At 70.4% G+C, this 26,196-nt stretch carries 29 protein-coding genes and 1 tRNA gene; 16 read left to right on the top strand and 14 right to left on the bottom strand.

Annotated elements, in window-relative coordinates:
* The first annotated feature begins 58 nt into the window (after positions 1–58).
* From HS041_RS32745 to HS041_RS32755, 3 genes are all read left to right on the top strand, one after another.
* Entirely contained in the window at positions 59–1,273 is a 1,215-nt protein-coding gene (locus tag HS041_RS32745) for an acyl-CoA dehydrogenase family protein (RefSeq protein WP_196444720.1), read from the top strand.
* Positions 1,270–2,436: an acyl-CoA dehydrogenase family protein gene (locus HS041_RS32750; protein ID WP_196444721.1), complete on the top strand. Its 1,167-nt coding sequence runs from the start codon at positions 1,270–1,272 to the stop codon at positions 2,434–2,436. The genes HS041_RS32745 and HS041_RS32750 overlap by 4 nt, the downstream gene beginning before the upstream one ends.
* Before the next feature lie 174 nt (positions 2,437–2,610).
* Positions 2,611–3,684 carry an acyl-CoA dehydrogenase family protein gene (locus tag HS041_RS32755; protein WP_196444722.1) on the top strand — a complete coding sequence of 358 codons (1,074 nt, stop codon included), beginning with the start codon at positions 2,611–2,613 and terminating at the stop codon, positions 3,682–3,684.
* A 77-nt stretch (positions 3,685–3,761) separates the two neighbouring features.
* Here the strand turns inward: HS041_RS32755 and HS041_RS32760 are convergent, their stop codons facing one another.
* Positions 3,762–4,355, bottom strand: a complete 594-nt coding sequence (locus HS041_RS32760; protein ID WP_196444723.1) for a TetR/AcrR family transcriptional regulator — start codon at positions 4,353–4,355, stop codon at positions 3,762–3,764.
* Between the two features lie 115 nt (positions 4,356–4,470).
* On the opposite strand from HS041_RS32760, the gene HS041_RS32765 reads away from it, so the two are divergent.
* Positions 4,471–5,277 carry an SDR family NAD(P)-dependent oxidoreductase gene (locus tag HS041_RS32765; RefSeq protein WP_196444724.1) on the top strand — a complete coding sequence of 269 codons (807 nt, stop codon included), beginning with the start codon at positions 4,471–4,473 and terminating at the stop codon, positions 5,275–5,277.
* Here the strand turns inward: HS041_RS32765 and HS041_RS32770 are convergent.
* The gene (locus HS041_RS32770) at positions 5,246–5,839 is read right to left on the bottom strand and encodes a TetR/AcrR family transcriptional regulator (RefSeq protein WP_196444725.1); all 594 of its coding nucleotides are present in this window, start codon (positions 5,837–5,839) and stop codon (positions 5,246–5,248) included. The genes HS041_RS32765 and HS041_RS32770 overlap by 32 nt on opposite strands.
* Before the next feature lie 183 nt (positions 5,840–6,022).
* Between HS041_RS32770 and HS041_RS32775 the strand changes: the two genes are divergently transcribed.
* Positions 6,023–6,799: an NERD domain-containing protein gene (locus tag HS041_RS32775; RefSeq protein ID WP_196444726.1), complete on the top strand. Its 777-nt coding sequence runs from the start codon at positions 6,023–6,025 to the stop codon at positions 6,797–6,799.
* Positions 6,800–6,819: 20 nt separating this feature from the next.
* Here HS041_RS32775 and HS041_RS32780 read toward each other — a convergent pair whose 3' ends face one another.
* Together HS041_RS32780 and HS041_RS32785 are read right to left on the bottom strand one after the other, a co-directional pair.
* Positions 6,820–8,235: a vWA domain-containing protein gene (locus HS041_RS32780; protein WP_307845556.1), complete on the bottom strand. Its 1,416-nt coding sequence runs from the start codon at positions 8,233–8,235 to the stop codon at positions 6,820–6,822.
* A 28-nt stretch (positions 8,236–8,263) separates the two neighbouring features.
* On the bottom strand, positions 8,264–9,115 hold the full coding sequence (locus tag HS041_RS32785; protein WP_196444728.1) for an AAA family ATPase: 852 nt from the start codon (positions 9,113–9,115) through the stop codon (positions 8,264–8,266).
* A gap of 101 nt (positions 9,116–9,216) precedes the next feature.
* Between HS041_RS32785 and HS041_RS32790 the strand changes: the two genes are divergently transcribed.
* A tRNA-Lys gene (locus tag HS041_RS32790) sits at positions 9,217–9,290 on the top strand.
* Here HS041_RS32790 and HS041_RS32795 read toward each other — a convergent pair.
* Positions 9,256–9,528 (bottom strand): hypothetical protein, encoded by a 273-nt coding sequence (locus tag HS041_RS32795; RefSeq protein WP_196444729.1) that lies wholly within the window; start codon positions 9,526–9,528, stop codon positions 9,256–9,258. The genes HS041_RS32790 and HS041_RS32795 overlap by 35 nt on opposite strands.
* A gap of 136 nt (positions 9,529–9,664) precedes the next feature.
* Here HS041_RS32795 and HS041_RS32800 point away from each other — a divergent pair, with 136 nt between their 5' ends.
* A complete protein-coding gene (locus HS041_RS32800) occupies positions 9,665–11,281 on the top strand; it encodes a methyl-accepting chemotaxis protein (protein ID WP_196444730.1) in 1,617 nt (538 codons plus the stop codon).
* A gap of 90 nt (positions 11,282–11,371) precedes the next feature.
* Here the strand turns inward: HS041_RS32800 and HS041_RS32805 are convergent, their stop codons facing one another.
* Positions 11,372–11,539: a DUF3073 domain-containing protein gene (locus tag HS041_RS32805; protein ID WP_196444731.1), complete on the bottom strand. Its 168-nt coding sequence runs from the start codon at positions 11,537–11,539 to the stop codon at positions 11,372–11,374.
* 171 nt (positions 11,540–11,710) lie between these two features.
* Here HS041_RS32805 and HS041_RS32810 point away from each other — a divergent pair, with 171 nt between their 5' ends.
* From HS041_RS32810 to HS041_RS32825, 4 genes are all read left to right on the top strand, one after another.
* Positions 11,711–11,905, top strand: a complete 195-nt coding sequence (locus tag HS041_RS32810; RefSeq protein ID WP_196444732.1) for a hypothetical protein — start codon at positions 11,711–11,713, stop codon at positions 11,903–11,905.
* A 2-nt stretch (positions 11,906–11,907) separates the two neighbouring features.
* On the top strand, positions 11,908–12,243 hold the full coding sequence (locus tag HS041_RS32815) for an ArsR/SmtB family transcription factor (protein WP_196444733.1): 336 nt from the start codon (positions 11,908–11,910) through the stop codon (positions 12,241–12,243).
* Positions 12,244–12,502: 259 nt separating this feature from the next.
* Positions 12,503–13,330 (top strand): DUF4253 domain-containing protein, encoded by an 828-nt coding sequence (locus HS041_RS32820; protein ID WP_196444734.1) that lies wholly within the window; start codon positions 12,503–12,505, stop codon positions 13,328–13,330.
* A gap of 92 nt (positions 13,331–13,422) precedes the next feature.
* Entirely contained in the window at positions 13,423–14,277 is an 855-nt protein-coding gene (locus HS041_RS32825) for an alpha/beta fold hydrolase (RefSeq protein ID WP_196444735.1), read from the top strand.
* A gap of 115 nt (positions 14,278–14,392) precedes the next feature.
* Here the strand turns inward: HS041_RS32825 and HS041_RS32830 are convergent, their stop codons facing one another.
* The 6 genes from HS041_RS32830 to HS041_RS32855 all read right to left on the bottom strand — a co-directional run bounded on the left by HS041_RS32830 (position 14,393) and on the right by HS041_RS32855 (position 18,517).
* Positions 14,393–14,764 carry a hypothetical protein gene (locus HS041_RS32830; protein ID WP_196444736.1) on the bottom strand — a complete coding sequence of 124 codons (372 nt, stop codon included), beginning with the start codon at positions 14,762–14,764 and terminating at the stop codon, positions 14,393–14,395.
* 13 nt (positions 14,765–14,777) lie between these two features.
* Entirely contained in the window at positions 14,778–15,158 is a 381-nt protein-coding gene (locus HS041_RS32835; protein ID WP_196444737.1) for a roadblock/LC7 domain-containing protein, read from the bottom strand.
* Positions 15,159–15,216: 58 nt separating this feature from the next.
* Entirely contained in the window at positions 15,217–16,113 is an 897-nt protein-coding gene (locus tag HS041_RS32840; protein ID WP_196444738.1) for a DUF4388 domain-containing protein, read from the bottom strand.
* A gap of 3 nt (positions 16,114–16,116) precedes the next feature.
* Positions 16,117–16,497 (bottom strand): roadblock/LC7 domain-containing protein, encoded by a 381-nt coding sequence (locus tag HS041_RS32845; RefSeq protein WP_196444739.1) that lies wholly within the window; start codon positions 16,495–16,497, stop codon positions 16,117–16,119.
* A 153-nt stretch (positions 16,498–16,650) separates the two neighbouring features.
* A complete protein-coding gene (locus tag HS041_RS32850) occupies positions 16,651–17,865 on the bottom strand; it encodes a DUF4032 domain-containing protein (RefSeq protein ID WP_196444740.1) in 1,215 nt (404 codons plus the stop codon).
* Between the two features lie 4 nt (positions 17,866–17,869).
* Positions 17,870–18,517 carry a class II aldolase/adducin family protein gene (locus tag HS041_RS32855; RefSeq protein ID WP_196444741.1) on the bottom strand — a complete coding sequence of 216 codons (648 nt, stop codon included), beginning with the start codon at positions 18,515–18,517 and terminating at the stop codon, positions 17,870–17,872.
* A gap of 329 nt (positions 18,518–18,846) precedes the next feature.
* Between HS041_RS32855 and ngcE the strand changes: the two genes are divergently transcribed.
* From ngcE to HS041_RS32880, 5 genes are all read left to right on the top strand, one after another.
* A complete protein-coding gene (gene ngcE / locus HS041_RS32860) occupies positions 18,847–20,298 on the top strand; it encodes an N-acetylglucosamine/diacetylchitobiose ABC transporter substrate-binding protein (RefSeq protein ID WP_196444742.1) in 1,452 nt (483 codons plus the stop codon).
* 6 nt (positions 20,299–20,304) lie between these two features.
* The gene (locus tag HS041_RS32865; RefSeq protein ID WP_196444743.1) at positions 20,305–21,216 is read left to right on the top strand and encodes a carbohydrate ABC transporter permease; all 912 of its coding nucleotides are present in this window, start codon (positions 20,305–20,307) and stop codon (positions 21,214–21,216) included.
* Positions 21,216–22,121 carry a carbohydrate ABC transporter permease gene (locus HS041_RS32870; protein WP_196444744.1) on the top strand — a complete coding sequence of 302 codons (906 nt, stop codon included), beginning with the start codon at positions 21,216–21,218 and terminating at the stop codon, positions 22,119–22,121. The genes HS041_RS32865 and HS041_RS32870 overlap by 1 nt, the downstream gene beginning before the upstream one ends.
* 67 nt (positions 22,122–22,188) lie before the next feature.
* Complete coding sequence (locus tag HS041_RS32875) at positions 22,189–22,482, top strand: 4a-hydroxytetrahydrobiopterin dehydratase (protein ID WP_196444745.1); 294 nt, start codon at positions 22,189–22,191, stop codon at positions 22,480–22,482.
* Between the two features lie 108 nt (positions 22,483–22,590).
* The gene (locus tag HS041_RS32880) at positions 22,591–23,160 is read left to right on the top strand and encodes a superoxide dismutase family protein (RefSeq protein WP_196444746.1); all 570 of its coding nucleotides are present in this window, start codon (positions 22,591–22,593) and stop codon (positions 23,158–23,160) included.
* A gap of 133 nt (positions 23,161–23,293) precedes the next feature.
* Here HS041_RS32880 and HS041_RS32885 read toward each other — a convergent pair whose 3' ends face one another.
* Complete coding sequence (locus tag HS041_RS32885) at positions 23,294–25,231, bottom strand: methyl-accepting chemotaxis protein (RefSeq protein ID WP_196444747.1); 1,938 nt, start codon at positions 25,229–25,231, stop codon at positions 23,294–23,296.
* A gap of 107 nt (positions 25,232–25,338) precedes the next feature.
* The gene (locus tag HS041_RS32890; RefSeq protein ID WP_374058910.1) at positions 25,339–26,187 is read right to left on the bottom strand and encodes a spermidine synthase; all 849 of its coding nucleotides are present in this window, start codon (positions 26,185–26,187) and stop codon (positions 25,339–25,341) included.
* Positions 26,188–26,196 lie beyond the last annotated feature (9 nt).

Consider the following 26,196-nt stretch of genomic DNA (forward strand, 5'->3'; position numbering starts at 1 on the left):
GCTGTCGACAGACATACCGTCCGGTCGGTACGCTCCGGGGGAGACGTGAGGAGGGCCCATGGATTTCGGGTTCGATGCCAGGACCGAGGAGCTGCGGGAGCGGCTGCTCGGCTTCATGGATGAGTGCGTGTATCCGGCGGAGGAGGCCTTCGAGGCCCAGGCGGCCGAGAGCGGCTGGGCCAGTCCGCCCCTGATGGAGGACCTCAAGGACGAGGCGCGCAGGCGCGGCCTGTGGAACCTCTTCCTGCCGGGCGAGCACGGCGCGGGGCTGACCAACCTGCAGTACGCCCCGCTTGCCGAGATCATGGGCCGCTCGCCCAGGATCGCTCCCGCCGCGACCAACTGCGCCGCCCCGGACACCGGGAACATGGAGGTCCTGGCCCAGTTCGGCAACGAGTGGCAGCGCAAGGAGTGGCTGGAGCCGCTGCTGCGCGGGGAGATCCGCTCGGCGTTCGCGATGACCGAGCCGGACGTCGCCTCCTCCGACGCGACGAACATCTCGCTGTCGATCGTGCGCGACGGCGGCGAGTACGTGATCAACGGGCGCAAGTGGTTCGCCTCCGGAGCGATGAACCCGAACTGCGCGATCTTCATCGTGATGGGCAAGACCGACCCGGAGGCGGCCTCGCACCGGCAGCAGTCGATGGTCCTGGTGCCGCGGGACACCCCGGGCGTGGACGTACGGCGCGGCATGCACGTGTTCGGCTACACCGACGGCGACCACGGCGGCCACGCGGAGATCGTCTTCACCGACGCCCGGGTGCCGGCGGAGAACCTGATCGGCGAGGAGGGCGGCGGCTTCGCGATCGCCCAGGCCCGCCTGGGCCCCGGCCGCATCCACCACTGCATGCGGCTGATCGGGATGGCCGAGCGGGCCGTCGAGCTGATGTGCACCCGGACCCTGGCCCGGAGCACGTTCGGCAAGCCGATCGCCCAGCAGGGCGTCGTCCAGGACTGGATCGCCGAGTCCCGGGTGAAGATCGAGCAGCTCCGGCTGCTGGTGCTGAAGACCGCCTGGCTGATGGACACCGTCGGCAACCGCGGCGCCCACACCGAGATCCAGGCCATCAAGATCGCCACTCCCCGGGAGGTGGAGTGGATCCTCGACAAGGCGATCCAGGCGCACGGCGCCGGGGGCGTCAGCCAGGACTTCCCGCTGGCGGGCCTGTGGGCCGGGGCCAGGTCGCTGCGCCTGGCCGACGGCCCGGACGAGGTCCACAAGCGTTCCCTGGCCTACCGCGAGCTCAAGAAGCACATGGGGGAGCGTTCATGACGGGCGACGACGTCGCGTCCCTGGCCAGGGAGTTCCTGGCCTCACACGATCCGGGCGACCGGCAGGCGTTCCTGCGGGCCCGCTTCGACGCCGGGCTGGCGTGGGTGCACTTCCCCGAAGGGCTGGGCGGCCTCGGGGCGCCCCGCGAGCTGCAGCAGGTCGTCGAGCGCGAGCTCGCCGGGACGCCGCAGCTCGACACCGGGGTCCAGGGGATCGGTCTGGGCATGGCGGCCCCGACGATCCTGGCGTTCGGCACCGAGGAGCAGAAGAAGCGCTTCCTGCGCCCGCTCTGGACGGGCGAGGAGATCTGGTGCCAGCTCTTCAGCGAGCCCGGCGCCGGCTCCGACCTGGCGACTCTCGCCACCCGGGCGGTCCGCGACGGCGACGAGTGGGTCGTGGACGGGCAGAAGGTGTGGACTTCCGGCGCCCACCACGCCCGGTGGGCGATCCTGGTGGCCAGGACCGACGTGGACGTGCCCAAGCACCGCGGGCTGACCTACTTCGTGTGCGACATGCACGCGCCGGGTGTCGAGGTCCGGCCGCTGCGGCAGATCACCGGTGAGGCCGAGTTCAACGAGGTCTTCCTGACCGGGGTGCGGCTCGGTGACGACCTGCGGCTCGGCGAGGTCGGCGACGGCTGGCGGGTCGCGCAGATGACGCTGATGAACGAGCGGGTCGCCATCGGCGGGGCCCCGGTACGGCGCGGCGGCGGCATGGTCGGGCTGGTGACGGAGACCTGGCGTTCCCGGCCCGAACTGCGCACCCACGACCTGCACCAGCGGCTGCTGCGGCTCTGGGTGGAGTCGGAGGTGACCCGGCTGGCCGGCCAGCGCCTGCGCGAGCAGCTCTCGGCCGGGCAGCCGGGACCGGAGGGGTCGGGCATGAAGCTCTCCTTCGCCTCGCTCAACCAGGCGCTGTCCGGGCTGGACGTGGAACTGCGCGGTGAGGAGGGGCTGGAGTACGACGACTGGTCGTTCCGCCGCTCCGACAGCGTGGACTTCTTCGGCCGCGGTGCCGGATACCGCTACCTGCGGGCCAAGGGGAACTCGATCGAGGGCGGCACCTCGGAGATCCTGCGCAACATCGTCGCCGAGCGCGTGCTCGGCCTGCCGTCCGAGCCCCGCGTCGACAAGGACGTGCCCTGGAAGGACCTGCCGCGATGACATGCAGCGAACGCGACGCAGTGAGCGGAGTGGGGCGCGAGGGACGAGTGCCGCGCGCAGCGAATGAGGATGCGGTGAGCGACCGATGACGCGGAGCGAACGCGACGCAGTGAGCGGAGTGGGGCGCGAGGGACGAGTGCCGCGCGCAGCGAATGAGGATGCGGTGAGCGACCGATGACACTGCTTTATACCGAGGTGGAGGAGGAGCTCCGGGCCTCCGTGCGGGACCTGCTCGCCGACCGGTGCGCGCCGGACGCCGTGCTGAAGCGGGCCGAGTCGGCCGCGCCGTACGACCTGGAGCTGTGGAAGACGCTGGCCCACCAGATCGGGGTGGCGGGGCTGCTCGTGCCGGAGGAGTACGGCGGGGCGGGGGCGACGGCGCGCGAGGCCGCGGTGGTGCTGGAGGAGCTGGGGCGCGCGGTCGCGCCGGTGCCCTTCCTGACCAGTGCGGTGCTGGCCACGAAGGCGCTGTTGGTGGCCGGGGAGGAAGACCTGCTCCAGGAGCTCGCCGCCGGTGACGTCACGGCGGCGCTGGTGGTCCCGCTGGCCGCCTCGCCGTACCGGCCGCTGCCGGAGACGGTCGCTGTCGGCGCGGACGGCACGCTGAGCGGCGAGGTGCGCGCGGTGGCGGGCGCGGAGATCGCCGACGTGCTGCTCGTGCCGGTCGGTTCGGCGCTCTACCGGGTGGCGGCCGAGCACGCCCGCGTCGAGGTCGTGCCCTCACTGGACCTGACCCGGCCGATCGCGACGGTGGGCTTCGACGGCGCCCCCGGAAAGGTGATCGGCCACTTCGAGAGGGAGCGGGTGCTCTCGTTCGGGGCCGGGCTGCTCGCTTCCGAGCAGCTCGGGGTGGGGCAGTGGTGCCTGGACACGACGCTGGCCTACATCAAGGAGCGTCACCAGTTCGCCCGCCCGGTCGGCTCCTTCCAGGCGATCAAGCATCGGATGGCCGACCTCTGGCTGGACGTGGTGCGCGCCCGCGCCGCGGCCCGCAACGCCGCCGACCTGCTGGCGGCCGGGTCGGAGGATGCCGGGCTGGCGGCCGCGGTGGCCGCCTCGTGGTGCTCGGAGGTGGCGCTGCACGTCGCCGAGGAGGGCGTGCAGCTGCACGGGGGCATCGGCATGACGTGGGAGCACCCGGTGCACCTGTATCTCAAGCGGGCCAAGGCGTCGGAGATCGCGCTGGGCACGCCGGGCGCGCACCGCGAGGCCGTGGCGGCGCTGGCGGACCTGCCCGGCCCGGTCTGATCACGGGGTGAGCCGCACGCCCGGCCGGGCGTGCGGCTGCCGGACCTGACGGCCCCGGGGGCATGCCCCCGGGGCCGTCAGTCTTTCCCGGGGCCGAGACCGCGCAGCACGGTGTCGACGACGCGGGTGGCGAGCTCGTCGATGCCGGCGTCGGGGTCGGGGCCCGTGCCGGTGAACGATCCGTGGGCGGCCTCGGTCAGGACGGCGAAGTAGACCCGGCGCGCCCAGAGCAGATCGACGTCGGGGCGGATGACCCCCTCCTGCTGGGCGCGGCCGATGACGAGGTCGGACTTGGCGGTGACCTCCGCCTCGATCCGGGCGGCCTCGCCGGTGAGCGGGCCGTGCTGGGCGAGCGCGAACCGCCAGCCGGACTTGACCCGGAGCACGTTCGCGGTCGCCTGGTACATCGCGACCCGCGGAGGCGCGGTGGCGGGCCGGGCGGCGTCCACCGCCTCGGCGATCTCCTTCCACGCGGCCACCGCCATGATGTCGATCAGCGCCTCACGGCTGGCGAACCGCCGGTGGATGGTGGTCCTGGCGACCCCGGCGGCCTCGGCGATCTGCTCCATGGTCGCGGCCGGATTCTCGCTGAGCACCCGTTCGGCTGCTTCCATGATCGTTTTTATGCTGCGTTCGGCGTCCGCGCGCAGCTTGCGGCCTGTCGTGTTCATGACCAGACGCTACACCGTCGATCCCGTTCGCAGGACAACCGCAACATTCATGTTGCAGATAAGGAATTAGCTGCTACCTTTGAGACGCAGCAGAAGGAACGGACAGGAGATTGACATGATCGGAACCGCCCTCGTCACCGGTGCCTCCTCCGGCATCGGCATGGAGTTCGCCCGCCAGCTCGCCGGGCGCGGGCACGACGTGGTGCTCGTCGCCCGCTCCGCCGACCGGCTGGAGCGGCTCGCCGGAGAGTTGCGGGACGCGCACGGCGTGCGGGCCGAGGTGGTCGTCCAGGACCTGTCGGCGCCGGATGCGGCCTCGGCGGTGGCGGAGGAGCTGGCCGCCCGCGGGCTGAGCGTGGACCTGCTGGTCAACAACGCCGGGTTCGGCACGGTCGGCCGCTTCGAGGAGATCCCCGGAGAGCGGGAGCACGACCAGCTGATGGTCAACGTCGTCTCGCTGGTGGGCCTGACGCACGCGCTCGTGCCGGGCATGCTCGCCCGGGGGCGCGGCGCGGTCGTGAACGTGGGCTCGGTCGCCGGCTTCCAGCCCTCGCCGTTCTTCGCGACCTACGGCGCGTCCAAGTCGTTCGTGCTCAACTTCAGCCTGGCGCTCTGGAGCGAGCTGCGCGGGCGCGGGGTGAAGGTGCTCGCCGTCATGCCCGGACCGGTCGAGACCCCGTTCTTCGACGTGATCGGGACGCGCCGGGCCGCGATCGGGGCGCGGATGAACACCCCGGAGCGGGTCGTGCGCAGCACGTTGCGCGCCCTCGACCGGGATCGCGGCTACGTGGTGCCGGGGCTGGGCAACATCGGCCTGGCCCACCTGATGCCCCGGCGACCGCGCAGGCTCATCGCCCTGATCGGGCGGATGGTCACCCGGAAGGTGGTGGCTACGCCTCCTTCTCCGGCCGCAGCGATGTGAGCAGCAGGTCGGCGAAGTGGGCGCCCAGCTCGGCGCCGGAGAGCGGCCCCTCCGGGCTGTACCAGGTGCCGAGGTGGTGCACCGAGCCGAAGAAGAAGTCGACCACGATGTCGGCGGGCACGTCGGTGCGGAAGACGCCCTCGCGCTGGCCCTCGGTGACCAGGTCCCGGAAGCGCTCGTGATAGATGCGGCGCTCGGCGCGGACGCTCTTGCGGGTGTCGGGCGCGAGCAGGTGCATCGAGCGGAAGAAGATCTTGGAGTCGTCGAGGTTCTCGACCGTGGTCCGCACGACGTCGGCGGCGGCCCCGTGCAGACGCTCGGTCACCGGCCCCGGGCTGTCGGCGAACTGGTTGAGCCGCTCGGTCTGCAGGCGCAGGACCCGGCCGTAGATCTCGTGGAGGAGATCGTCCTTGGAGTCGAAATAGTGGTACATGGCGCCCTTGGTGACGCCCGCGGCGGCTACGATCTCCTGCACCGAGGTGCTCTCGAAACCCCGCTCGGCGAACAGGCGGGTCGCCTCGCCGAGCAGGCGCTGCCGTACCGGCTCCTGGTCCTGGGCCATCGCTTCCCCCCTCGTGTGGTGAGGCAAGCATACCGACTGGTCGGTCAGATTATTCAGCCTGACGGAGGCGTGTTATTTCCGTCACTTTTCCATCCTGGAGCCCCCGATTGGGTATGTGATGGCTGAGGATCTCCAGCGTCGCAGATTCGTCTCCCTCCCATCGTCGAGCCTCGGGGGTTCGCTGTGCCTGGCGGATCGATCTACGTGCCGCAGACCGACCAGCTCCACGGGTTGTCGCCGCAGGTGATGTACGAGCAGTTCTGGCACAAGGAGGCCAAGGAGCGCTGGAAGATGCGCGGCCTCAAGGCGGCGGCCGGCGTGGCCGTGGGCGTCGCGCTGGGTTACCGGTTCGGGCTGTCCCCCGTGCTGGCCGGGATCGTGCTCGGGCTGCTGGTCGGCGTCGCCGACGCGGTCGTCGCCTGGTGGTCCTACGAGTCCACCGCGGTCTGGCGGGGCAGGCGCCGCGGCGAGACGATCACCGCCAAGCGGCTGCGGCGCAGGCTCGGCAGGCGCGGCTACCGGATCCTCGGCGGCCGGGCCGTCCCCGGCCAGGCCTCGGTCGACCACCTGGTCATCGGCCCCGGTGGCGTCTGGATCGTGGACAACGAGTCGTGGAGCCCCGACACGGAGATCGCCACGTACGGCGAGCGGCTGTTCCTGGGGGAGAAGTACGGTTCGAAGGAGGCCGCGGCGCTCGTCGGGGTCGCCGGCGCGCTGGCCGAGGTGCTCGGGCGGGAGTCGGGGATCCCCGTGGTGATCGAGCCGCTGGTCGCCGTGCACTGCGGCAAGCTCGTGCACGGCACGGACCGGCGGCGCACGGTCACCGCCGAGGGGGTGACCCTGATGCGGCCCCGCCACCTCGCCTCCTGGATCCTGGGCGCCCCGAACCAGGAGCTCGACGACAGCCAGGTGGAGGCGCTCGCCCGCACGGCGGCACGCGTGCTGCGCCGGATGCGCTGAGCGCGTCCGGCGCGGCCCGGTCAGGCGAGGTCTTCGATGAAGGCCGCGAGCTGGGCGACGTTCCGGCACTCGTACATCGGCACGACCGAGCCGTAGGCCGTCGCCACCGAGTCGCCGCTGTCCCACTGGTTCACCGGCTCCGGGTTGAGCCAGTAGGAGTGCCGGGCCTGCCGGCTCAGCCGCTTCAGCGTCTCCAGCGCGGGGGGCTGGTAGTTGGAGCGGGCGTCGCCGAGGATCAGCAGCGAGGTCTTCGGGCCGACGGCGTCGCCGTACCGCTCGGCGAACCGCTCGAACGCGTGACCGTAGTTGGTCCGGCCGAACCGCACCATGTCGGCCTCCTTCGTCAGCCGGGTCATCGCCTCTGCCACGTCGGCGCCGGGGACGAAGAAACGGGTGATCTCATCCACGGTGTCCACGAAGCCGAATGCGCGGACCTTGGTGAACTGCTCGCGCAGCGCGTAGGTCAGCAGGAGCGTGAAGTGGGCGAAGGAGGCGACCGAGTCGCTGGTGTCGCACAGCACGACCAGCTCGGGCTTGTGCGGGCGGCGCGGCTTGAGATAGGTGGTGAGCGGGACGCCGCCGGTGGACAGCGAGGCCCGCACGGTGCGCCGGAAGTCCAGGCGGCCCCGGTGGCCGAGCCGGTGTTTGACGGTCAGCCGGGCGGCCAGGCGGCGGGCGAGCGGGTGGACCTCCCGGCGCAGCCTGGCCAGGTCGGCCCGGGTGACGCGGAGGAAGTCGAGCTGCTCCAGCGGGGGACGCACGGCCGAGCGCGCGATCCGCTCGATCCCGGACTCCTCGGCGATGCGCCGCCGGACGTCGGTGGAGACGGCCTCCTCGAACCGCCTGATGTTGCGGTCGATCCGCTGCCGGGCGACCTTCTCCGCCATGCCGCCGCGCTCCTGCCCGGCGAGGATCTCGGCGAGCAGGCGGGCCATGAGCGTCTCGGGGGACAGGGCCCGCATGACCGGGAAGGAGAACCAGTTCTGCCTGCCCGGCCCGGCGGGCTGGCGGCCGAACCGCTCGACCATCGCGCGGGCGAAGGCGTTCATCTCTCCCGTGGCGTCCCCGGCGCCCGCCAGCAGCTCCGCCAGCCGGTCGCGCAGCTCGGGGAGCTCGGCGGCCTGCGGGTCGGGGAGCCCGGGGCCGGAGTCGGGGCGGGAGCCGTACAGGCCCGTGGTGGAGGCGGGGAACCACAGGTCGAAGAGGGTGTCGAAGCCCGGCCGGTGCGAGGGCCGCTTGACCAGCGTGGCCGCGTAGGCGGCGCGCAGCGACTCCCGCTCGGCCAGGTCGATCACCTCCAGCGCCCGCGCCGCGTCCAGCCCCTCCGCCAGCGAGACGGGCAGTCCCGCCTCGCGCAGCGCGTGCACGAAACCGACGTGCCGGTCCAGCAGGCGGGCGCCGCCGGTGGCGCCCGCGGGGGTGCCCCGCTCGCTCACGCCGTCCCCCCTCCGGCCTCCGGGCCGCTCACAGGCCGAGCTCCTTGCGGGCGCGGGTCTGGTCGGAGACGTGCTTGAGCACCACACCGAGGGTGGAGGAGGCCGTCTCCTCATCCAGCTCGGTCCGGCCCAGCGCGAGCAGGGTGTTGGCCCAGTCGATGGTCTCGGCGATCGAGGGGGCCTTCTTCAGCTCCAGCGTGCGCAGCGTGGCGACGGTCCGGGCGAGCTGCTCGGCCAGGACCGCCTCGATCGCCGGCACCTGGGCCAGCACGATGTCCCGCTCGCGCTCCGGCGCCGGGTACTCCAGGTGCAGGTAGAGGCAGCGCCGCTTGAGCGCCTCCGACAGCTCGCGGGTCGCGTTGGAGGTCAGCACGACGTACGGCGTGCGCACGGCGGTGATCGTGCCGAGCTCGGGGATGGTGACCTGGTAGTCGGAGAGGATCTCCAGCAGCAGTCCCTCCACCTCGACGTCGGCCTTGTCGGTCTCGTCGATCAGCAGGACCGTGGGGATCTCGGCGCGGATCGCGGCCAGCAGCGGCCGTTCGAGGAGGAACTCCTCGGTGAAGATGTCGTCGTGGGTGGCGTCCCAGTCCTGGCCGTTCCCGGCCTGGATGCGCAGGAGCTGCTTTTTGTAGTTCCACTCGTACAGCGCCCGGGCCTCGTCCAGCCCCTCGTAGCACTGCAGCCGGATGAGCTGCGCCCCGGTCGCCGCCGCGACGGCCTTGGCGAGCTGGGTCTTGCCCACGCCTGCAGGGCCCTCGGCGAGCAGCGGCTTGCCGAGGGCGGCGGCGAGGAAGACCGAGGTCGCGATGGCGTCGTCGGCGAGATAGTCCACGGCGGCGAGCCGCTCACGGACGTCGGCGGGCGAGGCGAACCACATGTGTGCTCCCGGAGCAGAACCGAATGTTGTTCTAGCTTAGCGGGTCGAACCAGCCGATTTCGAAGCACGTCCGGAAGTGCGCTATCCTTCAAGGGCTTCACGCGCCGCTAGCTCAGTTGGTTAGAGCAGCTGACTCTTAATCAGCGGGTCCGGGGTTCGAGTCCCTGGCGGCGCACCGTTCGAAGGCCCAGGTCGCGACAGCCGACCTGGGCCTTCGTGTTTCCAGTCGCTCGGGACGGCATGCCGAGCGGAGGTCGATGTTCCCCGGCGAGCCGGATCAGGAGCCGGTCGAGCTTCCCGGTCTTCTCCGGTTCGACCGGGGCCAGACGGGCGGGGTTGGGCTCGGCGGTCCGGGCGGGGGCGCCGGACGCGGTGGAGACCCCCGCGCCGGTCATGACGGTGATCGCGCTCACGGTGGACCTTCTCGGTGACGGGCGCGTACGGGGCGGTGGTGAGACGTCCGCTGTTTTCCTTGGCTTTCCGCAGGAGGTGCCGAAGGGAAGGGAAACCGTCAATCGGCGGTACTGATTCGCTGACAAGGAATGCGATATGTCTCGCCTCAAGGATCTCAGTGTTGGAAAGCGGCTCGGCCTCTCCTTCCTCATCGTGACGATGTTGATCGTCGTCACTGTCGTCGCCGGCCGGTCGGGCATGGAGAGCCAGGGCGACATCTCCCTGCGGATGGACCAGTTGGAGCAGGTCGAGGACGACGTCCAGAAACTGACCTACTACGCCGCCGACATCACCGGCTGGCAGGGTCTGGTGGTGGCCGACGCCGGAGCCTTCGGCGGAAAGGTGGCCACCGGCCCCGACGCCTACAACCGCAAGGGCGAACTGGAGAGCAAGAAGGCCCTCTACGACACGCTCGACGCCACCCACGTCGATTACCTGACCGAGGCCGAGCGGGCCCAGTTCGACAAGCTCCGCCCCGCCTGGGACGAGTTCTTCGTGTGGGACGAAAAGATCATGGAGCTGCTCGCCCAGGACACCCCCGAGGCCCGGGTGGAGGCGATGAACAGCATCAACGGCGGTGAGGCCGCCGCCGCCTACTCCGAGAGCCTGGAGATCAACGCGGCGCTGACCGATTCCCTCGCCAAGCGTGTCGTCGAGCTCAGGAACGAGGCGGCCGAGGTCAAGAGCGACAGTGAGACGATCCTGCTCGGCGCGCTGATCGTGGCCCTGATCGTGGCCGCCGGCCTGAGCACGGTCGCGACGCGTTCGGTGGTGCGCCCGCTGTCGGTGGTGGTGGCCGCGCTGGGCCGGCTGGCCCGCGGCGACCTCACCGTGCGGCTGAACCTGAACCGCCGCGACGAGCTCGGCCGGCTCGGCGACGCGGTGGACGCCACCACCGAGTCCCTGTGCACCACGGTGGCCGCGGTCGTGGCCCACAGCGACACCCTGGCCACCTCCTCGGCCCACCTGTCGCAGGTCTCCGAGCAGATCGCCTCCTCGGCCGAGGAGGCCAGCGTCCAGTCCGGCGTGGTCGCCTCGGCCGCGGCCGACGTCTCCCACAACGTGGAGATCGTGGCCGCGGGCGGTGAGGAGATGGGCTCGGCGATCCGGGAGATCTCCCACAGCACCTCCGAGGCCGCCTCGGTGGCCGCCGAGGCGGTCGCGGTGGCCGAGTCCACCAACGCGATGATGGCCCAGCTGGAGACCTCCTCGGCCGAGATCGGCAACGTGGTCAAGGTGATCACCAGCATCGCCGAGCAGACCAACCTGCTGGCGCTCAACGCCACCATCGAGGCCGCCCGCGCCGGCGAGGCCGGCAAGGGCTTCGCCGTGGTCGCCGGGGAGGTCAAGGACCTGGCCCAGGAGACGGCCAAGGCCACCGAGGACATCTCCCGCCGGGTGGAGGCCATCCAGGCCGACACCACCGCCGCGATGGAGGCGATCGGCCGGATCAGCGAGATCACCGGCCGGATCAACGACCACCAGGCGGCGATCGCGGCGGCGGTGGAGGAGCAGACCGCCACCACCGGGGAGATGAACCGCAACGTGGCCGACGCCGCGACCTTCAGCAACGAGATCGCGGCCAACATCGCCGGCGTGGCGCAGGCGGCGGCGATCACGACCGAAGGCGTGGAGCAGTCGCGTCAGGCCGCTGTGGAGCTGGCCGGGATGAGCCGGTCGCTGCGCGAGCTGGTGGGCCGCTTCACCGTCTGACCGGGGCCGGGACAGCCGGCGAGGAAGGCCCGGTCTTCGCACACCGCCGGTGTGCGAAGACCGGGCTTTTCCGCATGGGCGGGCCGGGCCCTACCTCTCGGCCGGCTCGACGGTGTGGTCGTCGGCCTCGTCGACCGGCGAGGGGTTGTCGCCGGAGCCGAGCTCCCTGCGCAGCCGCTCGAGATCAATGCTGTGGGTGCCGTACTTCAGCTGGCGGGCGACCTTCGTCTGCTTCGCCTTGGCTCGACCCCGTCCCATTGGCTGCACTCCCTTGTATCGGCCTACTAGGCCTCTCGTCACTGTCGCATCGGAGGCATCTTACCTAAGACCCTTAGGAGTTGAAGAATTGTGCAATTTGCTAGTTTGTAAGTAGCCTGCGTCCGCGCGCGGGCAACGAGGGACGGACACGGTCGACGAGAGGCGGGAAGCATGGGCGAGTTCACGGCGGAACTACTGGCACGTATCGACGAGGTCGAGGCCGAGCTGCGGCTCATGCGGCAGGCCGACGACGACCACGCGGTCGAGGTGCTGTCCGGCAGGCTGGAGAACCTGCTGCGGATCGCCGCCCGGCACGGCGTCGAGGTGCCGCAGGCGGAGGGCGCGCCGGTCGGAGGAGCGGGCTGACCATGCCGGTCCCGCTCTACCAGGCCAAGGCCGAGTTCTTCCGCACGCTGGGGCATCCGGTCCGCATCCGGGTGCTCGAGCTGCTGAGGGACGGGCCGCTGCCGGTGCGCGACCTCCTGGCCAAGATCGACGTCGAGGCCTCCAGCCTCTCCCAGCAACTGGCGGTGCTGCGCAGGGCCGGGGTCGTGACCGCCACCCGTGAGGGCGCCACCGTGGTCTACGCGCTGTCCACCCCCGACATGGCCGATCTCCTGGATTCGGCGCGCTGGATCCTGACCGAGGTGCTGGCCGGCCAGGGTGAGCTGCTCGCCGAACTGCGCGCGGAACGTCACAGGTGAGTGCGGCCGCGTCCGCCTTCAGCCGGTACGGCGGCGTGCTCATCACGCCACCCTCCCTGGCCTAAAGTAGCCGGAGCCGGTGACGGCCGACCCTTGACCGACATGCCTTCCCGCCGCGAAGAGACGTTCTCGGGAGAGAACTTCCGGCCCAGGCGGGTTCGAGCGGTTCCGGTGAGGGGAACCGTCGGGTGCCGGAGCTTCCTTCCGGCCGCCTGGAAGGCAAAATTGGGGCGTGGTCAGGAGGATCGGGACGGTAGGGATGGACGATCGCGGGCAGGAGCGGCTCTCGCCGGTGCTGGGTCAGCTGTTCCCCGACGGCGGTGAAGGGCGGGTGCTCGGGATCGAGCTGCCGCCCGGGGACGTGGTCTGGCCCGACCCCGGCTACGCCAGGCTCCCGGCCTCCCGGCGACCGGCGTTCTGGCTCAGCGAGGCCGCGGTCTCCGCCGAGCTCTGGTCGGCGTTGCGGGCCGAGCATCCGCGTTCGGGGCTCTGGCCGGTGCTGCTGGAGGACTCCGTCCAGCCGTGGTCGGCCGGGCAGATCGCCCCGGACGCCGCCACCGAGATCGACAACTACCACGTCGCGGCCTTCATGGCCGAGGTGTGGGCGGACTGGATCGAGAAGGCCCACTCCGACCAGCTGGAGATCCTGGACCCGTTCGGCCCCCGGTGCCCGGGGCCGGCCGCGCCGGGGCCGCCGGGAGCCGATCCCGGGAAGGTCGCCGACTGGTACGCCGGAATCATGGCCGAGCGCCGGACCCCGCTCGGGCTGGTGGCCGTGGAGCGGGGTGCCGACGCGCTGGCGGTCATGGGCTGGCAGGGCGCGTTGAACCACAACGAGTGGATGGTCCCGCTGGCGGCCGTGGTGCGCAGCTGGGAGGAGCGGTTCGGCGCGCGAGTGGTCGGAATGGGGTTCAACACCCTCGATCTGAGCGTCGCCGCGCCGCCGGTGACCGCCGAGCACGCCCTGCACGTGGCCGCCGAGCACTGGACGTTCTGCCCGGACAGCATCATCCAGGGTGCCGGAACGCTCATCGACTACGCCGAGCAGATCAGGAGCAGGAACGCCTGGTCCTTCTGGTGGGACTGACCGCCGCTCTTGCGCTCCCCACTACCGAATGGGATTCTGTTTCAACGAATCAGAATTTGATTCTGTTGTGGTGGACCTACGGGAGGAGTGCCGTGATCCTGCGCACCCCGGCGAACGGCATCGAGATCGCCTATGACACCTTCGGGTCCCCCGAGGGCCGCCCGCTTCTGCTGGTCATGGGTCTCGCCTCTCAGCTCATCCACTGGGATGAGGACTTCTGCGGGATGCTCGCCGACCGCGGCCACCACGTGATCCGGTTCGACAACCGGGACGTCGGCGAGTCCACCCACCTCCATGACGCCGGGCCGTCCGTGCCGGGCGGGGCCGCGCCGTACCTCATCGGCGACATGGCCGACGATGCGGCCGGGCTGCTCGACGCGCTCGGCCTGGACTCGGCCCACGTGGTCGGCGTATCGATGGGCGGGATGATCGCGCAGTCGATGGCCGTCCGCCATCCGCGCAGGGTGCGCAGCCTGACCTCGATCATGTCCACGCCGAGTCCCCAGGCCGCCCCGCCCACCGAGGCGGCCATGGCGGCGCTCATGTCGCCGCCCTCACCCGACCGGGAGACGGCGATCGCGCGGGCGCTGGAGACCTGGAAGGTCATCGGCTCTCCGGGCTATCCCCTCGACGAGGAGCGGATCGCCAGGGTCGCCGGGCTGAGCTACGACCGCGCCTACGACCCGGCCGGGGTGGCCAGGCAGCTCACCGCGATCATCGCCTCGGGCGACCGCGCACCGCAGCTCAAGGAGCTGTCGCTGCCGGCCCTGGTGCTCCACGGCGAGGAGGACCAGCTCGTGCCCCTGTCGGGCGGGATCGCCACGGCCGAGGCCGTCCCCGGAGCCAAGCTGGTCACCTTCCCCGGCATGGGCCACGACCTGCCGCGCGCGCTCTGGCCCGAGATCGTCGATGCGATCTCCGGCCTCACCGCCGCCGCGGAGCGCTAGGCACGCTCAGAGCGCACCCTGAGCGCACCCTGAGCGCACCCTGAGCGCACCCTGAGCGCACAGCGGCTCCGCCTGCGGCCCGAGCCTCCCGGGGCGAGAGCCGCAGGCGGAGGATTCAGACCTCGAGCTTCTCCTCGATGCCCCGGAGATTGTGCCGCGCCAGTGCCAGGTTGGCCCGGCCGCGGTCGAGCGCGAGGTAGAGGAACAGCCCCTTGCCGCCCCTGCCGGTGATCGGCCGGATCACGTGGTACTGGCCGCTGAGCGTGATGAGGATGTCCTCGATGGAGTCCTTGAGACCCAGCGACTCCATCGTGCGGAGCTTCGCCTTGACGACCTCGGTGTTGCCCGCCGCGGCCACCTGGAGGTCCAGGTCCTTGGAGCCGCCCAGGGCGCCCAGCGCCATCCCGCTGTTGTAGTCCACGACCACCGCGCCGACAGCGCCGTCGATCGCCATCATCTCCTTGAGAGAGACGTCCATGCTGGCCATTGTCTTCTCCGATTCACTTGGTGAGCGACATGCGTCGTGTTATGGCGGCGAGGCTCGCCGCCGTCTTGCGGCCCTCCAGTCGCAGCAGCCCGAGGTTGGTGCCCGGGCGGGCGAGGACTGTAAGGACGATCTTTGGGCCCGCGGCGTAGAAGGCCGCGTAGCCGTTGGTGCCGGAGATCAGGGTCTCCTCCAGTGCGCCTTTGTCGACGGTGTTCGTCATCCGGCGGCTGAGGGCCAGCAGCGCGGACGAGAGCGCGCCGGCCTGCTCGACCTCGCCGGGCAGGTCGCTGGCGATGGGCAGGCCGTCCACGCTGCACGCGATGCTCCCGTTCACGTCCGGCATGCGCTGGCGCAGCAGGGTCATCTCCCGGTGCACCTCGTCCCGCAGTTCCACTGGCATCCTCCTTCCGATCCATTTCAGGGTCCGCAACCTCAAGAGCATGGAGCCGCCCTCATGCGAGTGCCTCCAATGCGTTCCTCAGCCGGATGAGCAGGCTCACGTCGGCGGGGTCGCCCGTCGCCTGGGGAAGCCAGTCCGGCGGCTGGGAGGGGTCCGCCACGCGTTCCGGGACCTTCTGGGCGACACCGGCCCGCCTGGGCAGCGTGCCGGAGGGCGGACGGGCCGGCAGCGCGGGCGGGGGTTCGGGCGGCGGATCCGGCGGCGCCTCCCCTGCCGGGGGGCCGGGAGCCGGCTCCGGCAGGCGCAGGAGTCCCGCCGCGGCGAGCTGCCGTACGGCGAGCAGCACCGAGTAGGCGGGACGGCCCAGCTTGCGCGCCAGTTCGGCGGGGGTCGCCGTGGAGTCCGTGCCGACCAGCACCTCCCATTGCAGCGAGGTCAGCATGACCCGCTGGGCGGGGATGCGTCCCAACGGGACGACGGGGAGCGTGTCCAGTTCGGTGGACGGCCAGGCCTGGTCCAACTGCACTCTCCTTCGCCTGCACTCCCTGACCAGTCCGGTCACGTCGAAATACCACTGGGGTCCGAGCCAGTGCCGCTCTCCCGGCCGGAACCGGGGCCGGACGCCGGAGGCCCGGAACAGGAAGAACACGGCGTCCAGCACCGCGCTCAGCACGCAGAACTCCAGCTCGCCCCGGGTGAGGACACCCCGTTCGATCAGCCGGTCGCCGCCCCACCGCTCCTCGTCCGCCGCCTGCCTGGCCTGCCGTACGGCATAGACGGAGATCCGGCCGCTGGCGGTCAGCAGGTCCTCCACCCGGGGGCAGGAGGGGGCTTCGGCGTAGGTGACGCGACCATCGGTGAGGTAGAGCACCCCGGCCTTGCCCAGTCGCAGGGAGCCGGTCGCCCGGTCCTCCGCGAGTCCGCTGAGTATGCTCTCGACGGTCGGCATGGCTTATGTCGTTATGAGCTGGCCGGAGAGCGACTGGAGCCGGTGGCGGGCAAGGGCCAGATTAGAGCGTTCTAGGTCGAGACGGACATATATCACTAATGGTCCATCGAATATCGTCTCCAGTGGTCTCAGTAAATGATGGCCGCTGTCCGTCGTCACGATCATGTCGTTGATCCGGACCGCTCCGGTGGGAGAGGCCGCGGCGAGCCCGTCCAGCGTCGCCCGGAGCGTCTCGCTCAGTCCCGCGGCCGATTTCTCCACGTCGACGTGGCGGCTGCCACCGCCGACCCCCACCGCCATCCCGCTGGTCTGGTCGATCAGGATCGCGTCCAGCGCACCGGGTATCGCCATCACTTCGGTGAGGCACTCTTCGATGCCGAGCACTCTGTCTCCCTCGCCGACGGCTGCTGAAAACGTCGTCTGGCCAGAGTAGAGATATATGGAAGCGCGCTAAGTGCCCGGATTAGAAGTGAGTTGTCCGGAGATATAGGATTTAACTACTGGGTAGAAGGATGTGCACCCCGAGTGGGATGACACCTACAGAACCTCGGAGATCAACGCCTTTTCGTCCGGCTTGAAAACAAGAATGTTCTTCACGTAGGACTGCACGGCGGCCGGCAGTCCGACGTCGTTGCCCGCCTCCTGGGACATGAACCAGCGGTGGTCGAGCACCTCGTGGAAGAGCTGGGCCGGCTCCAGCTTGCGCCGCAGCTCCTGCGGGACGGCCTCGATCGTCGGCTGGAACACCTCGGCCAGCCAGCGGTGGGCCACGATCGCCTCGTCCTCGTGGCGCAGGCCGTACGAGACCTTGAAGGAGTCGAGGTCGTTGAGGAGCCGCCGGGCCTGGTTCTCCTCCACGTCCAGGCCGGTGAGACGGAGCAGCCTGCGCTGGTGGTGGCCGGCGTCGACGACCTTGGGGCGGACGATCAGCCGGCCGGTGCCGGCCTTGCGGCGGACCATCATCTCGGCGACGTCGAAGCCGAGCCGGTTGAGCCGCCGGATGCGCTTGTCGATCATGTGCCAGTCGACCTCTTCGATGATCTCCTCGGAGGTGAGCTCGCCCCAGAGCCGGTGGTAGCGCTCGCAGATCGAGCCGGCGATCTCCTCGGGATCGAGAGAGGGGTGCAGCAGGCCGCCGGCCTCCAGGTCGAGCATCTCGCCGTAGATGTTGGTGTGCGCGACGTCGATGTCGTGCAGCCGCTGGCCCTCGCTGATCATCGGGTGGAGCTCGCCGGTCTCGGCGTCGACCAGGTAGGCGGCGAAGGAGCCGGCGTCCCTGCGGAACAGGATGTTCGACAGCGAGCAGTCGCCCCAGTAGAAGCCGGTCAGATGGAGCCGGACGAGCAGGACGGCCAGCGCGTCGAGGAACCGGTTGAGCGTGTCGGGCCGGATCGTCCCCGACATCACCGCCCGGTAGGGGAGGGAGAACTGCAGGTGCTGCGTGATCAGAGCCGAGTCCAGCGGCTCGCCGTCGGCGTCGGTCCGCCCGGTGACCACCGCCACCGGCTCCACCGCGGGAGTGTCCAGCCGGTGCAGGTCCCACAGCAGGCGGTACTCCCGCTTGGCGAAGTGCTCGCTGATCTCCTTGATCGCGTAAACCTTGCCGGAGAGCCGCGCGAAGCGGACCACGTGCCGGGAGATGCCTCTCGGAAGCGAGACCAGGTGGTGCTCCGGCCACCGCTCCAGCGGCACGTCCCAGGGCAGGCGGAGCAGGTCCGGGTCGCTGGGAGCGCCGGTGAGCTGCAGGGGCATGAAGTCAGTCCTCGCGGGTCGGGAAGGTGGGAGGCTGGAGGGCGCGCTGGACCACGGCGGCGAGCTGCTCCTCGGTGAGCACCCGGGGCTCGCCGACGGCCTTGGCCCGCACGTAGACCTCGCAGAGCCACTCCAGCAGCCGGGTGGCCTCGAACGCCTTGTCCAGGTCGTCGCCGATCGTGACCCCGCCGTGGTTGGCCAGCAGCGCGGCCTGCCTGCCGGCGAGCGCGGCCCGCACGTTGTCGGCGAGCTCGGGGGTGCCGTAGGTGGCGTAGTCGGCGACCTGGACGGTCCCGCCGAGCAGCAGCGCGTTGTAGTGGATGGGCGGCAGCTCGGTCATCGTGGTGGCGACGACGGTGCCGAAGACGGAGTGGGTGTGCACGACCGCCCGCGCGCCGGTGCTCGCGTAGACCGCCAGATGCATCGGGGTCTCGGAGGACGGCTGCAGCCCGCTCTCGACCAGGTGGCCCTCGACGTCGAGCACCGGGCAGGCGCCGGGCTCCAGCCGGTCGAGGGGCACCCCGCCGGGGGTCACCGCGACCAGGTCGCCGGCCCGGATGCTCAGGTTTCCGGCGGTCCCGACGACGAGGCCGGTCTCGGCGGCCCGGCGGCCGTATTCACAGAGCAGGCGACGCTGCTCGGCCAGCAACATGCTGCTAAAAGTAGGGGATTGTGATATTTAGGAGCAAATATCTGCGACTGGTCTAGACCGGGCTGGGCTCCCCGTCGGCCGAAGGTGCCGAGCCCGGGGTGGGACCGGAGACATCCCGTCGCTGATCAGGTGCGAAGTATGGGGTACCGTATGCCGATCTCCATGGAGTCATCCCTTGTGGTTGGCGGATTTCTACCGGAAATGTCGCGAGGACATCACGGCTCGGTCTAGACCGGATATGGGCTCTTGACGCTGGGCTCTCGCGGTCCGTACGTTCGATCGAACGTTTAGGAAACTTTCCTAATTGATCCCCCGCCCAGGAGGGTTGCATGTCCAACTCGGCCGGTACGCCCGGAGAGATCACCCGGCGGCAGATGCTTCGCCGGATCGGCCTGACCGCCCTCGTCGCCGGTCCAGGTGCCGGGCTGCTCAGCGCCTGCGCCACCGGCGGCTCTCCCGCCGCCACCAGCTCCGCGGCGCCCTCCGCGGCCGCCGCCACCTCGGCCGCCAACCCCTTCGGCGTCGCGGCCGGCGCCCCCCTCGAGGTCGTCATCTTCAAGGGCGGCCTGGGTGACAGCTACGCCACCGAGGTGCACGAGCCGCTGTACAAGAAGGCCTTCCCCAAGGCCGAGATCAAGCACGTCGCCACCCAGCAGATCGCGCAGACCCTGCAGCCCCGGTTCGCCGGCGGCGACGTCCCGGACATGATCGCCAACTCCGGCACCGACCTGATGGACAACGCGGCCCTGCAGCAGGAGGGCCAGCTCCTGGAGCTGACCGAGCTGTGGGACGCCCCCTCGATCGACGACCCGAGCAAGAAGGTGCGCGACATGGTCGCGCCGGGCACCGTCGAGTCGGGCCTCATCACCGGCAAGCCGTACGTGATGAACTACGTCTTCTCCGCCTACGGCCTCTGGTACGACGCCGCGCTCTTCGAGAAGGAGGGCTGGGCCCCGCCGAAGACCATGGAGGAGTTCAAGACCCTCTGCGAGGCGATCAAGGCCAAGGGCATCACCCCGTTCGCGTTCGCGGGCAAGAACGCCTCCTACTACGCCTACTGGATGATCCTCATCTCCGCCGCGAAGATCGAGGGCAACCAGCTCCTGCTCGACATCGACAACCTCGTCGACGGCGCCTGGACCCGCGACTCGGTCAAGCAGTCCGCCGCCGCCTGGGCCGAGATCGGCAAGTACATGGACAAGTCCTTCGAGGGCCTGATCCACACTGAGGTGCAGACCCGGCAGAACCAGGGCAAGGTCGCCCTCTACCCGTCGGGCTCCTGGCTGGAGAACGAGCAGAAGAGCCAGACCCCGGAGGGCTTCAAGTACGCCCTGACGCCCACCCCCAGCGTCACCGCCGCCGACAAGCTGCCCTTCGAGGCCATCCGCGCCGCCGCCGGCGAGGGCTACATCGTCCCCGCCAAGGCCAAGAACCCCAAGGGCGGCCTGGCGTACCTGCGCATCATGCTCTCCAAGGAGGGCGCGCGCGGCTTCACCGAGAAGTCCGGCAACATCACCGTCGTGACCGGCGCCGCCGACGGCCTGGAGCTGTCGCCCGGCAACGCCAGCCTGAGCGCCGCGCAGACCGCCGCCGGCCAGAACATCGTCACCTACAACAGCTTCGAGGGCTGGTACAAGGAGCTCGAGACCGAGCTGCGCAAGCAGACCAACGCGCTGATGTTCGGCCGCATCTCCGCCGACGAGTTCTGCGAGAAGATGCAGAAGGCAGCCGACAAGACCAAGGCCGACTCGTCCATCACCAAGCAGAACCGGACGGTGTAGCCCACAATGCGGCACGGCAAGTATCCGTTCATCGTCGGATTTCTCTTCGCACCCGTAGTCCTCTACGTGGTCTTCGTGATCAGCCCGTACATACAGGCCTTCTACATCGCGCTGACCAACTGGAAGGGAATCTCGGCAAACCCTCAGTTCATCGGCCTGGAGAACTTCACCAGACTCTTCGATGACGAGGTTTTCTGGGCCGCGGTGCGTCACCACGGTGTCCTGTTGCTTGTCGTGCCGCTGGCCACCATCGCCATCGCGCTGTTCTTCTCCTTCCTGCTCAACCTGAGCGGCGGGCAGAAGGGCGGCCAGATGACGGGCCTGCTGGGCTCGAAGTTCTACCGCGTGGTCTTCTTCCTGCCCCAGGTGCTCGCGGTGGCCATCGTCGGCGTGCTCTTCCAGGCGATCTACCGCCCGGACGAGACCGGTGTGATCAACAGCCTGCTCGCCAAGGTCGGCGTCGAGCCGGTCGGCTGGCTCATCGAGCCCGACCTGGCCCTCTGGGCGATCATGGGCGTGATGGTCTGGCAGGCCGTCGGCTTCTACGTGGTCCTGTTCTCCGCGGGCATGTCCTCCATCCCCAGGGACGTGTTCGAGGCCGCCGCGCTGGACGGCGCGGGCCGCTTCACCCTCTTCTTCAAGATCACTCTTCCGCTGCTCTGGGACACCATGCAGGTGGCCTGGGTCTACCTCGGCATCGCCGCCTTCGACGCCTTCGCCCTGGTCCAGGTGCTCTCGGTCGACCGCGGCGGGCCCGACAACGCCACCACCGTCCTGCCGCTGGAGATCTGGCGGACGGCGTTCAACTTCTCCAAGTTCGGCTACGCGTCCGCGATGGGCGTGGCGCTGTTCTTCATGACCATCACGTTCGCGGCGCTCACCCTGCGCGTGACCCGGCGCGAGAGGATCGAGTTCTGATGGCCGCGAACACGGCGTACAAGCCGTCCTCCCGTACGGCGGCCCCGGCCCGCAGGCGCAGGGGACAGCAGAACCCGGTCGGCGTCTTCAGCGTCCTGTCCCACATCGCGCTGGCGGTCTGGGCCCTGCTGATCATCGGCCCGATCGTGTGGACGTTCCTCGCCTCCTTCAAGACCAACACCGAGATCTTCGGCGACGCCCTCACCCTGCCCGCCTCCTTCGGCTGGGACGCCTGGGGCCGGGCGTGGGAGAAGGCCCACATCGGCCAGTACATGCTGAACACCGTCTTCGTGGTGGCGTGCAGCACGGCCGGGACCATGCTGCTGGGCTCGATGGCCGCCTACGTGCTGTCGCGCTACGCCTTCCCCGGCAACCGGGCGATCTACTTCCTGTTCGTCTCCGGCATGACCTTCCCGGTCTTCCTGGCGCTGATCCCGCTCTTCTTCGTGGTGAAGAACCTCGGTCTGCTCGACACCCACCTGGGCGTGATCCTGGTCTACATCGCCTACTCGCTGCCGTTCACCGTCTTCTTCCTCTCGGCGTTCTTCAAGACGCTGCCGACCTCGGTGGCGGAGGCGGCGATGATGGACGGCTGCTCGCACACCCGGACGTTCTTCCAGATCATGGTGCCGATGGCCAAGCCCGGCCTGATCAGCATCACGATCTTCAACATCCTGGGCCAGTGGAACCAGTACCTCCTGCCGATCGTGCTGCTGTCCGGCAACGTCCAGGACAAGTGGCTGATCACTCAGGGCGTCGCGAACATCTCCACCAGCGCCGGCTACGAGGCCGACTGGCCGGGAATGTTCGCCGCGCTGAGCATGGCCATCATCCCGGTCATGATCGTCTACATCGTCTTCCAGCGGCAGATCCAGTCCGGTCTCACCTCGGGCGCCGTCAAGTAGCGCCTCCGGACGGGTACGGCCGGGGCGCCGGTTGGCGTCCCGGCCTCCGCCGTGATGTCCTGGGGCGATGGACCTGCTTGACGACTCCGCGGTACGGCAGATGCTGACCGGCGTGCCCGAATGGCGGCGCGAAGGCGACGAGATCCGCCGGACCGTCACCGCCCCCGACTTCCCGACCGCCATCCGCGTCGTCGACGAGATCGCGGTCGAGGCCGAGAAGCTCAACCACCATCCCGACATCGACATCCGCTGGCGGACCCTGCGCCTGGCCCTCACCACGCACGACGCGGGCGGCCTGACCGGCCTCGACTTCACCCTCGCCGCCCGCATCGACGAGATCGCAGCCGCCCACGGGGCGTGACGCCGGCCGGGGAGACCGGGAACGGGTTGGGGAAACACTCAGCGTGGTCGATCCGCTACTGGTTAGAGTGAGGGCCTGCCCCTCGGCCTGACCGGTTCAGGAGATGTCATGCGCCTGCCTGTGGTTCTCTCCGTCGCCGCGCTGCTCGCGGCCGCCTGCGGCACGCAGCAGGCGGCCCACCCGGTGGGGCACCCGCCGGCGAAGAGCACGCAGGCCGCCGAGGTCAGGCTGGCCGGCGAGGGCCGGTTCGGGGCTCCGGCCACGGGCGGGCCCGCGATCGCCTACGACGGCAAGCTGGTGCCCCGCGGAGCGTCGGCGCGGGTGACCGCGGTGTCGGGTGCGGTGCTCGCCACCTCCACGGTCGTCGTCGAGGGCTTCCTGCCCGACCGGACGTACGGCGTGCACCTGCACGTGAACCCATGCGGCGCCGACCCGGAGGCCGCCGGGCCGCACTACCGGCACGTCCACACCCACGCCAGCGCCGACAACGAGGTCTGGCTCGACTTCACCACCGATTCCGAGGGCGCGGCCACGGCCACCTCCCGGCAGGACTGGGCGTTCCCGCCGGGCAAGGCGCCCCGTTCCATGGTGATCCATGCCCAGAGGACGAAGGCGACGGGAGCCAAGGCCGGCACGGCCGGGCCCCGGGTCGCCTGCGTCACCCTCGGCGAGGGCTGATCCCGGTTCCGGCTCGTGCCTTCCTCGGGGGAGGGCATGAGCCGGAACCGCACGCCGCCATCGGCTCCGCCTGCCTGCTCGCCGTCACGGCTCCGGTGTCGGCTCCGGCATGGGCCCCGGCCCGCGCCCGGGCTCAGGCGACGAACTTGGCGACGATGCCGCGCAGCCTTTCCGCGGTGCGCGCGAGCTCTTCGGCCGACTGAGCGGTGGTGAGCGCCCCCTCGCTGGTGCTGCGGGCGTCGTGGGCGACCTGGACGACCCCGGCGGCGATCTGTTCGGAACCGGTGGCGACCTCGGTGATACCCCGGCCCATCTCATCGGTGGTGGCCGACTGCTCCTCCACCGCGGAGGCGATGGTGACCTGGAAGTCGTTGATGCTGTTGACGATCGCGCCGATCTCGTCGATCGCTTCGACCGCCGCGTGGGCGTCCTGCTGGATCGCGGTGATGCGCGCGGCGATGTCCGCAGTCGCCTCAGTGGTCTGCTGGGCCAGTTGCTTGACCTCGTCGGCGACCACCGCGAAGCCCTTGCCGCGCTCGCCGGCGCGGGCCGCCTCGATGGTGGCGTTCAGCGCCAGCAGGTTGGTCTGCGCGGCGATCGCGGTAATGACCTTGACCACTTCGCCGATCTGCGCGGAGCTCCGCCCGAGCTGGGCAACCGTTTTCTGCGTCGAGTCGGCGACCTGGACCGCCTGGCCGGCCACCGTGGCGGCCTGGCTGGCGCCGTTGGCGATCTCACTGATCGCGGCGGTCATCTGCTCGGCGCCGGCGGCCACCGCCGCCACGTTGTTCGCCATCTGCCCGGCGATCTGACTGGTGTGCCCCGCACGCTGCGAGGTCGACTCGGCGGTGGAGCGCAGCTGACTGCTGACCGCCGACAGTTCGGTGGAAGCGCTGGCCACGTTGTCGGCGTCGCCGCGCAGTGCCTGGATGGCCTCGCGCACCCGGTCGATGGCATGGTTGAGCCCGGAGGCCATGTGGCCGACCTCGTCACGGGTGTCCACGCGGGCCTGGCCGGTCAGATCACCGTCGGCCAGGGCGCGCAAGGCCTCGACCATCCGCCGCAACGGCACGGTCGCCGACAGGTAGAACCCGGCCAGCAGGTACCCGACGAGCGCGACCGCGGCCAGCGCCGCCGCCTGCACCGTGAACGCCCTGGACTGCAGACCGTCGATCCGGGTGGCCAGCAGTTGGTCCAGCTGCGGGCCCAGCGTCGCCATCATCTGCTCGATCGCCGCGGCGGCCCGTTCGCCCGTGGCAGCCGTGACCTCCTCCAGCCGTCCGCTCGCCACCGCCTCGTCGACCTGGGCGATGACCTCGCCGACGGCTCGGTGCTCGGCTTCCACCTGGCTGCCGGCCTGGCGCAGCCCGGGATGGCCGGTGACGTCCAGGGCGGTGGCCATGCCCGCATCGATGGCGGCCTGCGTGCTGGCCAGCGCCCCGGAGGTTCGCGCCAGTCCCAGACGCACCTGCTGGACCTGGGCCGCGGAGCCGTCGGCCGCCAGCAGCGCCTCGTCGACCGAGCGGCCGGTCAGGTCCAGAAGCACCGGCAACCGGAATACCAGCGTGTCCATCACATAGTAGGAGTCCAGGTCCGGGTCCAAGGTGAGGTTGGAACCGTTGGAAACCGTCACGATCAGGTCCAGCAGGGCGGTGATGGCCTTGTTGTAGGCCTCCAGCGACGCCTGACCGGGGCCGGCGGAGTCCGCCTGCTCCAGTGCCGACCTGGCCGCCGGCCAGGAGGAGGCGGTGCCCAGATCGGCGCCGTAGCGCGCGTCGGCCGCGTCGACCGCGCCGATCGCCTCCGCCAGCCCGGCGTCGGCGCCGGTGGCACCCGCCACGGCGCCGTGACGGGCCTCCACCGTGGCGGCGACCAGGTCCAGCAGCGGCGACAGGTAGGCCCCGCCGTCGCGCTCCTTGGCGCTGAAAGCCACCTGGGTCCGCTGAATGTCGACATACCCCCAGGTCACGAACGCCAAGGGCAGCAGCAGCACCACGGTCACCAGGAGAATCTTGTGCGCATACTTCAGGCGGCCCAGCAGCATGCTCGCCGGTCGAAATAGTGTCTGCATCCGGGCCGTCTCTCATCGGAATGGGCAACTTGCCCGCCTACTCGGCATTTCCCGTGATGAGGTGAGGGTTTCCGGCCTCCGTGCTCGAGGGAAGGCCGGGGCGGGGGTCAGCCGAACACGGCGGGCGGCGGGACGGGGACGAGGACCGGGTCGCCGTCGTTCAGCGGCCGCGCCCCCGCGACGAACCGGTGCAGGTCGTCACCGTGCACGCAGCGGGCCTGGCTGAGGCCGCCCGCCGCCTTGCGGAGCATGCCGTCGAGGGGGAGAGCGGTGCGGGAGGCGGCGACGATGAGGTTGCCGAACCTGCGCCCGCGCAGCACTCCGGGATCCGCCAGCAGGGCCATGCGCGGGAAGGTGCCCCCGATCGTGGCGAGCACCCGGCGGGCGAAGGCCAGGCCCTTGCCGTCGGCGATGTTGACCAGCAGGGTCCCGGCCGGCCGGAGGACGCGGGCCACGTCGCCCATGTACTCGCGGGTGGCCAGATCCAGCGGCATCGTGGCGCCGCTGAAGGCGTCCAGCACGAGCAGGTCGGCGGAGGCGTCGTGGAGTCCGGCGGTGGCGCTGCGGCCGTCGAGGATCCTGACCTTGAGGCGGGGCACGGACTTCAGCCGGAGATGGTCGCGGACGAGTTGGACCAGGGCGGCGTCGGGCTCGGCGACGAGCTGCCGGGAGCCGGGGCGGGTCGCCGCGACGTAGCGGGGCAGGGTGCAGGCGCAGCCGCCGATGTGCACGGCGTCCAGCGGACCCTCGTCCAGCAGGTCGATCACGTCGGCCATCAGCCGGACGTACTCGAAGTCGAGGTAGGTGGGATCCTCCAGGTCGACATAGGACTGGGGCACGCCGCCGGAGGAGACCACCCAGCCGGAGGGGCGGTCGAGATCCCGCAGCAGATCGACCTCGCCGAAGGTCACCGGATAACGGCCCGGCATCGGCTCCCGCGGTTCCCTGCTGACCATCCCTTTGAT

Origin of the sequence: Planomonospora sp. ID67723, assembly GCF_015711605.1 — a bacterium.
Lineage (GTDB): Bacteria > Actinomycetota > Actinomycetes > Streptosporangiales > Streptosporangiaceae > Planomonospora_A.

Coding starts and splice junctions, on each gene's coding strand:
- HS041_RS32785 (WP_196444728.1), bottom strand. CDS start 9,115: ATGTGGTTCGCCTCGCCCGCCGACGTCCGTGAGCGGCTCGCCGCCGTG.
- HS041_RS32810 (WP_196444732.1), top strand. CDS start 11,711: ATGGGCGAGTTCACGGCGGAACTACTGGCACGTATCGACGAGGTCGAG.
- HS041_RS32840 (WP_196444738.1), bottom strand. CDS start 16,113: ATGCCGACCGTCGAGAGCATACTCAGCGGACTCGCGGAGGACCGGGCG.
- HS041_RS32820 (WP_196444734.1), top strand. CDS start 12,503: ATGGACGATCGCGGGCAGGAGCGGCTCTCGCCGGTGCTGGGTCAGCTG.
- HS041_RS32770 (WP_196444725.1), bottom strand. CDS start 5,839: ATGGCCCAGGACCAGGAGCCGGTACGGCAGCGCCTGCTCGGCGAGGCG.
- HS041_RS32760 (WP_196444723.1), bottom strand. CDS start 4,355: ATGAACACGACAGGCCGCAAGCTGCGCGCGGACGCCGAACGCAGCATA.
- HS041_RS32815 (WP_196444733.1), top strand. CDS start 11,908: ATGCCGGTCCCGCTCTACCAGGCCAAGGCCGAGTTCTTCCGCACGCTG.
- HS041_RS32830 (WP_196444736.1), bottom strand. CDS start 14,764: ATGGCCAGCATGGACGTCTCTCTCAAGGAGATGATGGCGATCGACGGC.
- HS041_RS32880 (WP_196444746.1), top strand. CDS start 22,591: ATGCGCCTGCCTGTGGTTCTCTCCGTCGCCGCGCTGCTCGCGGCCGCC.
- HS041_RS32755 (WP_196444722.1), top strand. CDS start 2,611: ATGACACTGCTTTATACCGAGGTGGAGGAGGAGCTCCGGGCCTCCGTG.
- HS041_RS32875 (WP_196444745.1), top strand. CDS start 22,189: ATGGACCTGCTTGACGACTCCGCGGTACGGCAGATGCTGACCGGCGTG.
- HS041_RS32800 (WP_196444730.1), top strand. CDS start 9,665: ATGTCTCGCCTCAAGGATCTCAGTGTTGGAAAGCGGCTCGGCCTCTCC.
- HS041_RS32750 (WP_196444721.1), top strand. CDS start 1,270: ATGACGGGCGACGACGTCGCGTCCCTGGCCAGGGAGTTCCTGGCCTCA.
- HS041_RS32855 (WP_196444741.1), bottom strand. CDS start 18,517: ATGTTGCTGGCCGAGCAGCGTCGCCTGCTCTGTGAATACGGCCGCCGG.
- HS041_RS32890 (WP_374058910.1), bottom strand. CDS start 26,187: ATGGTCAGCAGGGAACCGCGGGAGCCGATGCCGGGCCGTTATCCGGTG.
- ngcE (WP_196444742.1), top strand. CDS start 18,847: ATGTCCAACTCGGCCGGTACGCCCGGAGAGATCACCCGGCGGCAGATG.
- HS041_RS32745 (WP_196444720.1), top strand. CDS start 59: ATGGATTTCGGGTTCGATGCCAGGACCGAGGAGCTGCGGGAGCGGCTG.
- HS041_RS32870 (WP_196444744.1), top strand. CDS start 21,216: ATGGCCGCGAACACGGCGTACAAGCCGTCCTCCCGTACGGCGGCCCCG.
- HS041_RS32805 (WP_196444731.1), bottom strand. CDS start 11,539: ATGGGACGGGGTCGAGCCAAGGCGAAGCAGACGAAGGTCGCCCGCCAG.
- HS041_RS32850 (WP_196444740.1), bottom strand. CDS start 17,865: ATGCCCCTGCAGCTCACCGGCGCTCCCAGCGACCCGGACCTGCTCCGC.
- HS041_RS32885 (WP_196444747.1), bottom strand. CDS start 25,231: ATGCAGACACTATTTCGACCGGCGAGCATGCTGCTGGGCCGCCTGAAG.
- HS041_RS32765 (WP_196444724.1), top strand. CDS start 4,471: ATGATCGGAACCGCCCTCGTCACCGGTGCCTCCTCCGGCATCGGCATG.
- HS041_RS32865 (WP_196444743.1), top strand. CDS start 20,305: ATGCGGCACGGCAAGTATCCGTTCATCGTCGGATTTCTCTTCGCACCC.